We start from the raw sequence: 12,978 nt of genomic DNA, 5'->3' as shown, positions 1-12,978 counted from the left end.
CCTTATGTCACGATATTAATCCCCGCGGGTGCGGGGATCTTTTCCCAGCTTAGGCTACGGATACTCAACAGAGATTCCCGCCTTCGCGGGAATTGAAAAATTAAGGTGGTTATAGCGACGGGGCTCACCTCTTACCATTCCGAACAGAGAAGTTAAGCCCGTTTGCGCCGATGGTACTGCAATCCTGTGGGAGAGTAGGTCGCCGCCTTCCTTTAAAGACCCGATCTTGCGATCGGGTCTTTTTTTTTGGGATAGATTGAATTCTCTCCCACTGCCGTTTTTACCTCTAAAGACGCCTTTAAGACCTTCACCATTTATTTGGTGGAGGTTTTTTTTGAAGAAAATGAAGGAATTGGATTCTTATACCCGAATTTGGTAAAATGCTATTTTCAGAAAATATAGATTAGAAAATCGACTTTAGAATGGTATTTATCCCTTTAAAACAAAGATAAATAGCGCCTGCACCGGCAATTATTCCAAAGAAAAGAAACACGAAAAACATAAATGTTTCTTTGTTCAAAAAGGATAATGTAAGTAAATAAGGGCTCAAAAAAAGTAACGGCAAGGCAAAGGCCAAGAATTTTAAACCTTTTTTTAATAAGTCGAAATCTGTGTGCTCTTTACCCATTTTTTATGTGTTAAGTGTTAAGCGTTAAGCGTTAAGGGTTAAGGGTTATGTGTTATGTGTTGCGAGTGATGGCGTTTCGAACGGATTTGTATTTTTTCAATAAGGCCTGTGCCTCTCCCTCAGAAACCTTTAATTCTTCCATAATCATCCGTACGCCACGGTCCACGAGCTTGTTGTTGCTCAATTGCATGTCCACCATTTTGTTTCCTTTAACCCTTCCCAATTGAACCATCGCAGTAGTTGAAATCATATTGAGGACTAATTTTTGTGCGGTCCCCGCCTTCATTCGGGAGCTTCCGGTAACAAACTCGGGTCCAACGGTTACAACCACTGGAAATACTGCGGTATTTGCCAATGGACTGTCTTCATTACAAGTAATACAGCCCGTTGGAATGTTTTTCTCATTGCATTTCTTCAACGCGCCAATTACGTAGGGCGTAGTACCGGAAGCCGCAATACCAATTACAATATCTTTTTCTGAAATATTTTCCTTTTGAAGATCTTCCCAACCCTGGTTTTCGGAATCTTCAGCGAATTCTACGGCTTTTCGGATTGCGGAATCGCCGCCGGCTATCAAACCGATAACCAAATCGTGCGGTACGCCGAAAGTTGGCGGACATTCACTGGCATCAACAATTCCCAAGCGGCCGCTGGTGCCTGCGCCGATGTAAAACAATCTCCCGCCGGCCTTTAATTTTTCAACTACTTTTTCGGTAAGTTTTTCAATCTGAGGCAGTGCTTTTTCAACAGAAAATGCAACGGTCTTGTCTTCTTTGTTGATGTTTTGAAGTAATTCGGAAACGCTCATTTTTTCCAAATGATTGTAGTTGGAATCGGCTTCTGTTGTTTTTTTAAAAGTCATCTTTTTTATTATGGAGACGCACGGCTCTGCGCCTTTACGTTATTGAGACGCACATTCTTCCGCCTGTACGCTAAGTTATGATATTTTATTGCACCGTATAATGAAGTGTTGAAACTTCTGAAACCCTAAAATATCCCAACGGGAAATTATCCGGGCTCGTTTCATTTACAATATTTCCACGGACCGTTGCGGGCTGCGTTTCAAACGGACCTCCGCCTTGGTCGCTGGTTTGCTGCAAAAGAATAAACATAAAATTGTAATATGCTTCACTAACGCCGTAAATGTTGAATTGCACCTCGTCTCCCGGCGCCAAGTCTTCCACTAAATAATATCCAAAAATAGTGTTTCCGTCAAAAAATTCATCATTGTAAACATCGAGCACATCTCCTCTTTCTGACAGTCCCTCAAACAAGTAGAAATTTCGCTGGCCCGGCGGATCCGTAAAAAATGCTTTCAATTCAATATCCTCTCCCGTAAAGCCACCATCATCCCTTTGCTCAACAAATTCCAATGGCGCAACTGTATAAAGGGTTTCGGTAGCCGTATAGGTTTCATTTTGGTAAATTATCCGCAATGTGTATTCTGTGTTTAACCGCGGTGTCAAATCGGCTCTGTAAACGCCATTTTGGGTATAAATGAACGGATAAACCTCGCCGTTTTCATCGGTAATGGTTATTTCGGCATCAGTAACAAACGGCACGTTGTTATCAAAAAACGGAGCCGTGGTGGTCAACCTAACTGCTGAACTGGCGTTACCATTTTGCCAACGGTTCAGGTTGGCCTCTACTACCAGCCGCGGCGGCGCGTCGTTGAGTTCCACATCTATGACATCTTCACAGGAAGAAAAAATTCCGAAGAAAATCACCAATAAAAATAACTTCTTCATACGTTTAAAATTTAAAATTGTAAGTTACCGAAGGGATTATCCCAAATATTGACAACCGCACTGCTTCAGTCTGCCGAATGTCCGTATTTTCCCTGAAGCTAATGGAAGCCGCATTTTTACGGTTGTAAACGTTATAGATACTAAAAACCCATTCGCCTTTCCATCGTTTCGTACTTTCGGGTTTCGGCGTCCAAGTGGCAGAAAAATCCAATCGGTTAAAGGAGGAAAGTCGGCTGCTGTTCCGTGCTTCGTAAACCGGCACGATCACGCCATTGTACTGATACTGCCCTTCGGGATAAGTTGTGGGTATGCCAGTTTGAAATATAAAATTGGCGCCAAAGGACCATTTTTTTGAAAGCTCGTATTGGCCCGTTACTGAAATATCGTGCGTTTTGTCCGAAGGCGAGTTGTACCATTCGCCATTGTTGATTCCACTTTCGGCAGGCGTTCTTCCGGGTGTTCGTTGCTCACTTTTTGAAAGGGTATAGGCAAGCCAGCCCTGTAATTTGCCCGTTGTTTTTTTGAAAAGCAGCTCAAGCCCGTAGGCTCTTGCCTCCCCGTTTAAGAGAATTTGTTCCACTGCATTGTTGGCAATTAAATCTGCATCATCTACGTAATCCAGTCGGTTTTTAACTTCTTTGTAAAAGGTTTCCACTTCGAGGGAATAATTTTTGAAATTTCTGAAATACCCAAATGCCACTTGGTCTGCCAATTGTGGCTCAATGTATTTTCCGCTGGGCGCATAAATGTCAAATGGCGTAGGCGAAGTGGTGTTACTGATTAAGTGAATGTACTGCGCCATTCGGTTGTAGCTGGCTTTGATGGAGGAGTCGTCATTCAGCAAATAGGAAATGGCAAAACGCGGCTCCAGATTGGCGAACGATTTTATGGTCTCGCTTCTGCTGAAAGAAACGGTATCGATTGGGGTCGCTTTCTGATAAATATCCAAGCTTTCATTATAAATTATAGGATTATCATTTTCATAGAGAAATAGTTCATCCTGTCCCAAACGGTTAAAAGTGGACAGACGAAGTCCGGCCTGTACCGAAATGTTATCTGAAATATCTATTTCGGCATCAACATAAGCTGCGTTTTCCCAAGCGTACTTATCGGTAAGTTTAAAAGGATTTATCCCCGAATCTTCCGTAGTTGGCGTTACATCGCCCGGATTGAATTTGTAATAAATGCTGTTGATGCCATAGCGCAAATCTATATTGTTTGAAATGTAGTGGGTGAAATCGTATTTCAAATTGAAATTCCGGATGCCGCTGTCAAAATCAAACTCTACAAATTTCAGTTCCAAACCGTAATAATAATCTGAATATATCAGAGATAGGTTCGAAAACAGTTTATCTGAAAAAAGATGGTTCCAGCGAAGGTTCAATGTTGTATTTCCGAAGCTATTCGCAAAACTGTCCGATATTTCAAAAACATCCCTTCCGAAGTAACCGGACAAATAAAGGCGGTTGTTATCGTTGAGATTGTAACTAAGTTTGGCGTTCAAATCATAAAAATAGGCAATGTTGTCATTGTCAAACAAAGGTAGGAACAGGTGGGCATAGCTGCTTCTTCCCCCAATCAAAAACGAGGCTTGGTCTTTCTTTATTGGCCCTTCCAAGAGCAATCGGCTGGCAACCAAACCAATGCCTCCGCTGGCGTGATATTCCCGCTTGTTGCCATCTTTTTGATAAATATCCAAAACCGAGGAAATGCGTCCGCCGTAACGTGCGGGAATGCCTCCTTTGTAAAGCGTCAAGTCCTTAATGGCATCGGGATTAAAAACCGAAAAGAACCCGAACAAATGCGAAGAATTATAAAGCGTGGCTTCATCCAAAAGAATCAAATTTTGGTCTGCCGCCCCGCCGCGAACGTTGAAACCGCTGGCGCCCTCGCCCGCACTCGTAACTCCGGGAAGCAACGTTATCGCTTTGATAACGTCAACTTCGCCCAAAACCACAGGAATTTTTTTAATGGTGGTCGTGGAAAGGGTATTGGTGCTCATCTGCGAGCTGCGAATGTTCAATCTTTCGTTATTTGCTTCAATTACAACCTCGTCAAGACTTTCGGTATCCGTTGTTAAGGACAAATCTTTTTTAACATTTCCGGAAAGGGAAATCCGTACTTTTTGAGGCGCAAAACCGATGCTGCTGTACACAATTTCATATTCGCCTTTCGGAAGTGTAATGGAGTAATAACCATACTGGTTTGTAACCGTGCCCGTTTGAAGGGAAGGAACAATAACGTTTACGCCAATAAGGGTTTCCCCGGTATCTTCTTCGGAAATGGTACCGCTAAGTGTGAATTTTTCCTGCGCGAAGAGTCCCGTGCTATCCACCAAATAAGTAAGACCGAAGATTATGAGAAAGGTAAATATGTTTTTCAGCTGCATATTTGGGATGGGGTAAAAAAAACCTCCAGCAAAGCTGAAGGTCTATAAAACGGTTTGATTTTTATTTTAGTTCTACCAGTATTTTATTAAAAGTGGTGCTGGGTCTCATTGCCTCATAAACCAGTTTTTCCGTAGGCTCGTAATAGCCGCCTATGTTTACGGGATGGCCTTGCGCCGCTATCAATTCATCATTTATTCTGGCTTCGTTTTCTTTCAAGGCCTTGGCAATTGGCGTGAAGATATTTTTCAATTCTGAGTCTTTATCCTGTTTTGAAAGTGCTTCCGCCCAATACATGGCCAAATAGAAATGGCTACCGCGATTGTCCAGTTCGTTTACCTTTCGGGACGGGGATTTGCTGTTTTCCAAATACTTCTCTGTGGCTTCGTCCAAAGCATCTGCCAAAACAATTGCTTTTGGATTGTCATATTTCGAACCCAAATGTTCCAAGGAAACTGCCAATGCCAAAAATTCGCCCAAGGAATCCCAACGCAGGTGGTTTTCTTCCAAAAACTGCTCAACGTGCTTAGGGGCGGAACCTCCGGCACCTGTTTCAAAAAGCCCGCCGCCGTTCATCAAAGGAACGATGGAAAGCATTTTTGCACTCGTGCCCAATTCAAGGATAGGGAAGAGGTCAGTTAAATAATCGCGAAGCACATTTCCCGTAACCGAAATAGTATCTTTTCCGGCTTTTACGCGTTCCAAGGTATATTCAGTAGCTTTTTCTGGTGAAAGAATTTTTATTTCAAGACCCTCGGTATTGTGTTCGGGTAGATATTTGTTTACTTTTTTAATGAGCTCGGCATCGTGGGCGCGGTTTTCATCCAACCAGAAAACGGCCGGGTTTCCAGTTGCGCGGGCACGCTCAACGGCAAGCTTTACCCAATCCTGAACAGGTAAATCCTTTACTTGGCACATTCTCCAAATATCTCCTTTTTCAACCGTGTGCTCGATAATCACTTTTCCGGAAGCATCCAAAACCTGAACTTTTCCATCCTTAGAAATTTCAAAAGTCTTGTCATGGCTACCGTATTCCTCTGCTTTTTGGGCCATTAAGCCTACGTTTGGGACCGTGCCCATTGTGGTTGGATCAAAGGCGCCGTGCTTTTTGCAGAATTCGATTGTGGTTTCGTAAACGCCAGCGTAACTGCTATCTGGGATTACGGCTTTGGTATCGTGGGGTTTCCCATCGGGTCCCCACATTTGGCCCGAATTGCGAATCATTGCCGGCATGGAGGCATCGATAATTACATCGCTTGGCACGTGCAGGTTGGTGATGCCCTTGTCGCTGTTAACCATTGCCAAATCTGGGTTTTCATCCATTATCTTTTTAATGTCCTGCAGAATAGCATCCCTTTCATATTCGTTCAATTCGGAAAGTTTGTTTTCCAAATCGCCCAGTCCATTGTTGGCATCTACTCCTAATTTTTTAAAGGTATCTGCATATTTTTTGAATAAATCCTCAAAATAAACCTTTACGGCATACCCAAAAATAATCGGGTCGCTCACTTTCATCATTGTTGCCTTCAGGTGGACCGAAAATAAAACCTTCTTTTCTTTCGCATCTTTAACCTGTTCCTCCAAAAAAGAAACCAAGGCTTTTTTGCTCATTACCGTAGCGTCGATGATTTCGCCTTTTAAAACTTTTAGGTTATCTTTTAGAACGGTTTTATTGCCATCATTTCCCACCAAAACAATACTCAAGGTATCATCGGTTGCCAAAGTCAATGATTTTTCATTGTGGAAGAAATCGCCGTGCTGCATCGTGGCTACGTGGCTTTTGCTATTGCTGCTCCAGGCGCCCATACTGTGCGGATGCTTTTTCGCGTAGTTTTTTACGGCCTTCGGGGCGCGGCGGTCGCTATTTCCTTCGCGGAGCACTGGGTTTACTGCACTTCCTTTTACTTTGTCATATTTGGCTTTAATTTCTTTTTCTTCGGAAGTAGTAGCGGTATCGGGATAATCTGGAATCTTGAATCCTTTCTTTTGAAGTTCCTCGATAGCTTCATTTAGCTGCGGAAGGGAGGCACTAATATTTGGAAGCTTTATGATGTTTGCCTCCGGGGTTTTTGCCAATTCACCCAACTCTGCCAAATCATCATTCACGCGCTGCTCTTCCGTGAGAAATTCAGGAAAGACCGCCAAGATTCTTGCCGCCAGCGAAATATCGCGACTTTCGAGCTCTATGTTTGCGGGGGAAGTAAATGCTTGGACAATAGGTAAAAAAGAATGGGTTGCCAAAGCCGGTGCCTCATCGGTTTTGGTATATATAATTTTGGAAGATTTTGTCATTGAAGTGTCTTTTTGAATGGAATATTTGAAATTTAAGGAATGCAAATATAGCGATTTGGAGGGGCTTTTGAAAGGAGTTTATAAGTTTAGGAGTTTAAAAGTTGAGGGGTTGAGGAGTTGAGGGAAATTAAAAAAATAAGTCAATATTTCAACTCTAAACTTCTCACCCTCTCAACTCATCGACTGAAAAGTACCTAAAACAAGAAAAGCCATATCATAGTATAAATACTGCTGATATGGCTCCTTGTAAAGTAAACTTTTACCAACCATCCCGACAGAATCGGGATCAAAGCAAGGTTATTATAAACTTGCGGTTGTGGTTTACTTACACGGGTTCAAGGTTTTGTAATTTGCATCTTCCGTGAGGTCGATGCCATTTTCAAAAAACTGACCCAAAAACTTTTTCTGATCTCAATACTAATAATCTAAAGATCGTGAGTATCTCAAACAATCAAAAAAAGCTTGTAAAGTGTTTCTTTTTATTTTTTCAAAATCTGGAAACTAACAGTCGTGAGAGCGTTAGCTTCGTCAGCAATTTGGAAAAAAATAGTGTAAAAGAACGTTACTTTATTTTATCAATGTGGCTGTTAGGCCGTTTTGATATTGCTAATATAGAACGGAAATCTTGATATGCAACAATTTGTAACACATTAAAAATCCACGGGTTACGAACATGGCTTATCAACAAATGTTCATAAAAAAAGCCCTGTAAAAACAGGGCCTCTGAAGGTTTTCAACAAAGAATGAACTATGAACGTTTTTCTTTGATACGGGCTTTCTTCCCGGTAAGACCTCTAAAGTAGTAGATACGGGCTCTGCGCACGCTTCCTTTTTTGTTGATCTCAATTTTTTGAAGGGCTGGCATATTAAGTGGAAAAATACGTTCCACACCAATGGTACCGCTCATTTTGCGGATTGTAAAAGTTTTGGTCACTCCCGATCCCTTAACTTGAATTACAACACCTCTAAAGAACTGGGTTCTTGTTTTTTCACCTTCACGGATTTCGTAATAAACTGTAATAGTATCACCAGCTCCGAATTCAGGGAATTCTTTTTTTGTAACAAATTCGTCTTGTACAAATTTAATTAACTCTTCCATTTTGTTAATTTGATAAAGTTTGATTTAAAACAACGTTCGCGGTTCTCGCCAGAGGTTGGATTAAGTGGGTGCAAAAGTAATGAATTTATATGATTGCGCAAGAAAAATTTTTAATTGTTGGCAATGATAGGATGAATCAGAGGTTGTTTATCCATTCTGTGATATCTTTGAGCACTTGGGGCGAAAGCGTTTGCTCAATTTGCGCATATTCCATCACTGATCCCGTTTCACATTCTTGGAACAAATGGTTTATCCCCGGATAGGATTTTAAGGTAATTTTTTTGGTAGTATCGGCTTCAGAAATACGCAACAGTACCCCTAAATTTTCTTTGGCCGGAACCTGTAAATCCTTTTCGCCATTTAAAGCCAAAAAGGGACAGTCAACATTTTCAAGAGCGTTTATGGGATCGTATCTTATGAAATTACTGAGCCAGGGGCTGGAATAGGATTCTACTATCAACGTTTTGTAATACGCCTCTGTCATTCCGTGTTCAGAGGGAAAATTTGGGTGTTCTTTAAAAAAGTCACTTGTATATTTTTCCAGGTTGTATTTTAAGGAATCAACCGGGGAGGTAGTGACCGTGCTCATTATTCCCTTATCAAATTCAATTTCTTTTGAAATAAACGAATCGGAAGAACCCATGGATCGCAGTTGAAGTTGCTTTTGAAGAAGCAAAAGTTCACTGCCGGGAATCATAACACCGGCCATGGAGACAATAAAGGCTACGTTTTTATTTTCTGAAGCCACCATTGGAGCAATGACTCCACCCTCGCTATGGCCAATCAGGCCTATTTTTTTCGGATCGATTTCTTTTCTGCCTTCCAAGTAAGTAATTGCCGCTACCACATCTTCAGCAAAATCTACAGATGTTGCTTTTGAAAAATCACCCGTAGATTCACCAACGCCTCTATCGTCATAGCGAAGCACTGCTATCCCGTGGCTGGCGAGATAATCTGCCAGGACCCAAAAAGATTTATGTCCCAAAATTTCCGAGTTTCTATTTTGGGGACCGCTACCTGAAATTAGGATTGCCGTTGTAAAATTCCCTCCGGTTTTAGGGTAGGTAAAAGTTCCCTTCAATGTAATACTGTCCTGCATATTTTGAAAGGATACTTCTTCTATATTATATGAAAACGGAGCTTGTGGGGTCTGTGGACGGTTGAGATTGTCTTGGGCAAAAAAACTTGTGGACGTTAAAAGCAATATTAATACTGTAGTTATTTTTTTGAATTGCAAATAGGAATGCGCCACGGGAATTATGGTAATTATGGCCGTAATTATTAAAAACAGGGTAAGAGCAGTATGCTGTTTGAAGAGAAAGCAGGTGATTATTATCAGCAATCCCCCTGCTACCCATAATTTACCGGCAAGTCTGTGCGTGCTTTTCCAAATAGTTTCGTTCTCCAATGCCCAAGGGGTTCGGATGCCAATAAAGTAATTGGGTTTGATGGTTTTGAAGTAATTGCCCAAAACAACATAAAAGACACCTATAATTATAAAAAGATAATTTGGATTGGTCAACGTCTGTTCTTTTACCGAATAGATTATAAACGTGAAAAGAACCGAAAGGAAAAGCGTCAAATAGAACCGGATAGTATAAAATTTACCGCCCATCGCGGCTATTTTTTTCTTAGGGTCAATAAGCGGAACCAGCAAGAACAGCACGTACAAAAATATTGGGACGAGAGTGGTTAACCAGATAAGTTCATTTTTGCTTCCGTAACGGTCCACTTCGCCGCTTATGTTCCAATGAAGGGGAACTTCCGGGGGCAGGGAATTCCAAACGTACCATAGAAAAATAGCCGGAATTACGGTTATCAAGATCAAAGGGATTTCTTTTTTAAAATTGAATTGCATAATTTCTATTTTTTGAGGGTTAGTAGCCAAGTAAAAACATCGTCGAGAATTGTGGTGTTTATGGAATAGTGGATGAACTGTCCCTTTTTTTCTCCGGTTATTAAATCTGCACGCTGCAGAATGTCCAAATGGTGCGAAATACTGGGTTTGGATATATTAAAATTGTCCGCAATTTCGCCCGCTGTTAAATCCTCTTTTTTCAATAGTTCCAGTATTTCCCTTCGGGTTTCGTCATTTAAAGCTTTGAAAATATCTTTCACAATCTGTTTAGGTATTTAGACAAATATCTAAATAATAATTATAATCTGCAATTTTTTTTAAATGAAAAAAGGCGCGTGATAAATCGCGCGCCTACAATATTATGCTGATTTGCTTATTTATTTTGTATCAGCAATCCATTTGTCAATCTTATTTTCAAGCAACTTTAACGGCACACAACCCGTTTCCAAAACTTGGTTGTGGAATTCGCCGATTTGGAATTTGTCGCCCAATTCCTTTTCGGCTTTATGACGAAGTTCCAAAATCGTTAATTGCCCAATTTTATAGGCCAAGGCCTGTCCGGGATTGGCCATATAGCGCTCTATTTCTGAAATGATTCCAGCTTCGGGTTCGGCTTCGTTTTCCAAACAATATTGAATGGCCTGCTCGCGCGTCCAGCCTTTGGCGTGCATTCCGGTATCCACTACCAAGCGCACGGCGCGGTGCATTTCGGCGCCCAGCATTCCGAAATATTGGTACGGGTCTGTGTAAAGCCCCAGTTCCTTTCCGAGCGATTCGCTGTAAAGCGCCCAACCTTCGCCATAACCGCTGTAGAAAAGGGTTTTTCGGAACATTGGCAGTTCATCATTTTCCTGGGTCAGCGAAATCTGGTAATGGTGCCCGGGAATGGCTTCGTGCAAAAAGAGCGACTCGTCGCTGTAAATATTATATTCCGAAGCGTTGAGGATGGGAACATAAAAAATACCGGGTCGCGTGCCGTCCAAAGAACCGGGATTATATTCGGCACTTGCGGAATTTTCACGGAACTTTTCAGTTTGTTTTACTTCAAAAGGGGTTTTCGGTTTTTTGTCGAAAAGCACTTCCAGCTTCGGCTTCATCGTGTCGTATATAGTGTAAAAATGATCAATGATTTGCTGCGGTTCGGTATAGGGCATTAGCTCTTTATTAGTCCGCACGAAATTGAAGAATGCCTTCAGATCGCCCTTAAACCCGATCTGTTGCTTCACTTTTTCCATTTCTGAAGAGATACGAGCGACTTCGCTTAAACCCAGTTGGTGGATTTCATCGGCGGTCATTTCCGTGGTGGTGTATTTTTTTATTTGGTGCTTGTAAAACGCTTCGCCATTGGGCGTATCTGCAATTCCGGTAGTGGTTCTTCCTGCTTTTGAATAGTCGCCGGCCATAAAATCGTGAAGGCTTTGGTAAGCGGGAACAATTTTTTCGGAAATCATTTTGGAATAGGCTTCGGTAAGCTGTTTTTTGTCTTCTTCGGAAAAGTTTTCAGGGAAATTTTTTACGGGGGAATAGAATAGGTTCTTTCCCACATTGGGCTCGGTCATCGCCTTTAACTGCGGAACTACTTTTGCGATCAGCGATTTTGGAAGCACGTATCCGGCCGCCATGCCTTCCTTCATTCGGCTTTCCGCGGAATTTAGCCAGACTACAAATCCATCAACGCGTTTTAGCCAATTGTTGTAATCCTCCACCGTTTTGAAGGGTTGCGCGCTGCTGCCGCTTGCCAATTGGCCCATCAACAAGTTTACGGACCACATTTGGTCTATGGGAAAATAGATGCCGTTTTTGAAAGTAAGCGCCTCCAGGTTTATGTTGCATTCCCACAGCAGAATGTCCTTGCTCATCCTTTCGGTTTCGCTTAAATCAGCATCCTCAAAGGTGGAGGCTTCTTCTTTGTATTTTGTGTAATAGTTTTTCAGCTCAGCAATATATTCGTCTGAAAGGAAGTTTGGGAAACTGTCGTTGAAGCGTGAATCACCCGAAAATGTAGCGTTCAGTGGATTAAGTTTTAAACCTTCCTCGTAGTAATTGTCGAGCATATTGTTGAAATTTGAACTCACTTTATTTTCGGTTTTTGTGCTTTCTTTTTCTTTTGACTCGTTTTTGCAGGCGGTGAAAATGACTACGGCGAGGAGTAGTGTTATGATTTGTGTGGTTTTCATTTTGTGTTGATTTTGTTTGATTGTGGTTGATTGTTGATAACCGCAAAATACTATTTCTTTGCCATAAACTCTTTTGCTGTTAAAACTGGAATTTTCGAGTTTTTAAAATCTTTTTTATTTCGTGTTATAATGATGTCAATTTGATTTTCCATAGCCGAATAATACTGTAATCCGTCTTCAAAATCTGGAAAATCATCATCGCTCAAAGCCAGCTGGGTTATTTTCTCATCCAGGCTTACTATTTCAACGAGAAGTTTAAATTTCCGCAGTATTTCCCGTGCTTCTTTTGTTGATTTCAGTTTAGTGAGGATGTAATTGGTGTTTGCAAACGTTAGAGCTGAAATTGCCAAAACAAGTTCTTTTTTGTCCGCACGCGAAAACAGATCGGCAGCTTCTTCATAGAAATCTTTTCGCATTGCAAGTAAATCTATCACGATGTTGGTGTCGATTAATACTCGGTTCATTTGTATTTTTCGATTAAATATTCCGCGTAAGCATCTTTTACATCAAAATTTTCTTCAAGTTCTATTACACCGCTTAAGCTTGCTACCAAAGGCGTAATATCGGGTTTGTTTTTTTTATTTTTTGTAAGCGATGCCAAATATGATTCGATAAGTTTGGACAGACTGGTATTGTGCAATTTTGCATAGGTTTTTGCACTTTCAATGACTGTTCCGTCCAGGCTTAATGTGAGCTTTTTGTCCATTTCGAATTGTTTTACGTGTAAAAATAATGATTTGTTACGTAAGATTAAAGCTGCCCATTCTTTTTTTGAAAAACCCGCTTTGA

At 41.3% G+C, this 12,978-nt stretch carries 11 protein-coding genes and 1 rRNA gene; 1 reads left to right on the top strand and 11 read right to left on the bottom strand.

Features of this window, described 5'->3' with window-relative positions:
• Positions 1-101: 101 nt before the first annotated feature.
• Positions 102-211, top strand: a 5S ribosomal RNA gene (rrf, locus tag MB09_RS04950).
• Positions 212-403: 192 nt separating this feature from the next.
• On the opposite strand, the gene MB09_RS16360 is transcribed toward rrf, so the two are convergent.
• From MB09_RS16360 to MB09_RS04890, 11 genes are all read right to left on the bottom strand, one after another.
• Positions 404-628, bottom strand: coding sequence for a DUF6095 family protein (locus MB09_RS16360; protein ID WP_045079756.1), 225 nt, complete (start codon positions 626-628; stop codon positions 404-406).
• Between the two features lie 52 nt (positions 629-680).
• Positions 681-1,490, bottom strand: a complete 810-nt coding sequence (gene murQ / locus MB09_RS04940) for an N-acetylmuramic acid 6-phosphate etherase (RefSeq protein ID WP_045079755.1) — start codon at positions 1,488-1,490, stop codon at positions 681-683.
• Between the two features lie 85 nt (positions 1,491-1,575).
• Positions 1,576-2,376, bottom strand: coding sequence for a DUF4249 domain-containing protein (locus MB09_RS04935; RefSeq protein WP_045079754.1), 801 nt, complete (start codon positions 2,374-2,376; stop codon positions 1,576-1,578).
• Positions 2,377-2,380: 4 nt separating this feature from the next.
• Entirely contained in the window at positions 2,381-4,765 is a 2,385-nt protein-coding gene (locus MB09_RS04930) for a TonB-dependent receptor (protein ID WP_045079753.1), read from the bottom strand.
• 61 nt (positions 4,766-4,826) lie between these two features.
• The gene (locus MB09_RS04925; protein WP_045079797.1) at positions 4,827-7,055 is read right to left on the bottom strand and encodes an NADP-dependent isocitrate dehydrogenase; all 2,229 of its coding nucleotides are present in this window, start codon (positions 7,053-7,055) and stop codon (positions 4,827-4,829) included.
• Between the two features lie 748 nt (positions 7,056-7,803).
• Positions 7,804-8,154: a 50S ribosomal protein L19 gene (gene rplS / locus MB09_RS04920; RefSeq protein ID WP_045079752.1), complete on the bottom strand. Its 351-nt coding sequence runs from the start codon at positions 8,152-8,154 to the stop codon at positions 7,804-7,806.
• A 136-nt stretch (positions 8,155-8,290) separates the two neighbouring features.
• Positions 8,291-10,012: an alpha/beta fold hydrolase gene (locus MB09_RS15715; RefSeq protein ID WP_084709028.1), complete on the bottom strand. Its 1,722-nt coding sequence runs from the start codon at positions 10,010-10,012 to the stop codon at positions 8,291-8,293.
• A 5-nt stretch (positions 10,013-10,017) separates the two neighbouring features.
• On the bottom strand, positions 10,018-10,272 hold the full coding sequence (locus tag MB09_RS04905; RefSeq protein ID WP_045079751.1) for an autorepressor SdpR family transcription factor: 255 nt from the start codon (positions 10,270-10,272) through the stop codon (positions 10,018-10,020).
• A 117-nt stretch (positions 10,273-10,389) separates the two neighbouring features.
• Entirely contained in the window at positions 10,390-12,189 is a 1,800-nt protein-coding gene (locus MB09_RS04900) for a DUF885 domain-containing protein (protein ID WP_045079750.1), read from the bottom strand.
• A gap of 50 nt (positions 12,190-12,239) precedes the next feature.
• Positions 12,240-12,653 carry a type II toxin-antitoxin system VapC family toxin gene (locus MB09_RS04895; protein WP_045079749.1) on the bottom strand — a complete coding sequence of 138 codons (414 nt, stop codon included), beginning with the start codon at positions 12,651-12,653 and terminating at the stop codon, positions 12,240-12,242.
• On the bottom strand, positions 12,650-12,895 hold the full coding sequence (locus MB09_RS04890; protein WP_045079748.1) for a DUF6364 family protein: 246 nt from the start codon (positions 12,893-12,895) through the stop codon (positions 12,650-12,652). Before MB09_RS04890 ends, MB09_RS04895 begins: the two co-directional genes overlap by 4 nt.
• Positions 12,896-12,978: the final 83 nt, after the last annotated feature.

The sequence above is a fragment of the Aequorivita vladivostokensis genome, assembly GCF_000952855.1.
GTDB lineage: Bacteria > Bacteroidota > Bacteroidia > Flavobacteriales > Flavobacteriaceae > Aequorivita > Aequorivita vladivostokensis.
The sequence above is the reverse complement of the archived record's forward strand: the minus strand, read 5'-3'. Positions and strand labels throughout refer to the sequence as shown.

What these genes read in the sequence shown, in the direction of transcription:
- MB09_RS15715 (WP_084709028.1), bottom strand. Translation starts at nt 10,012, where the DNA reads ATGCAATTCAATTTTAAAAAAGAAATCCCTTTGATCTTGATAACCGTA.
- MB09_RS04900 (WP_045079750.1), bottom strand. Translation starts at nt 12,189, where the DNA reads ATGAAAACCACACAAATCATAACACTACTCCTCGCCGTAGTCATTTTC.
- MB09_RS04930 (WP_045079753.1), bottom strand. Translation starts at nt 4,765, where the DNA reads ATGCAGCTGAAAAACATATTTACCTTTCTCATAATCTTCGGTCTTACT.
- MB09_RS04895 (WP_045079749.1), bottom strand. Translation starts at nt 12,653, where the DNA reads ATGAACCGAGTATTAATCGACACCAACATCGTGATAGATTTACTTGCA.
- MB09_RS16360 (WP_045079756.1), bottom strand. Translation starts at nt 628, where the DNA reads ATGGGTAAAGAGCACACAGATTTCGACTTATTAAAAAAAGGTTTAAAA.
- MB09_RS04890 (WP_045079748.1), bottom strand. Translation starts at nt 12,895, where the DNA reads ATGGACAAAAAGCTCACATTAAGCCTGGACGGAACAGTCATTGAAAGT.
- murQ (WP_045079755.1), bottom strand. Translation starts at nt 1,490, where the DNA reads ATGACTTTTAAAAAAACAACAGAAGCCGATTCCAACTACAATCATTTG.
- rplS (WP_045079752.1), bottom strand. Translation starts at nt 8,154, where the DNA reads ATGGAAGAGTTAATTAAATTTGTACAAGACGAATTTGTTACAAAAAAA.
- MB09_RS04935 (WP_045079754.1), bottom strand. Translation starts at nt 2,376, where the DNA reads ATGAAGAAGTTATTTTTATTGGTGATTTTCTTCGGAATTTTTTCTTCC.
- MB09_RS04925 (WP_045079797.1), bottom strand. Translation starts at nt 7,055, where the DNA reads ATGACAAAATCTTCCAAAATTATATATACCAAAACCGATGAGGCACCG.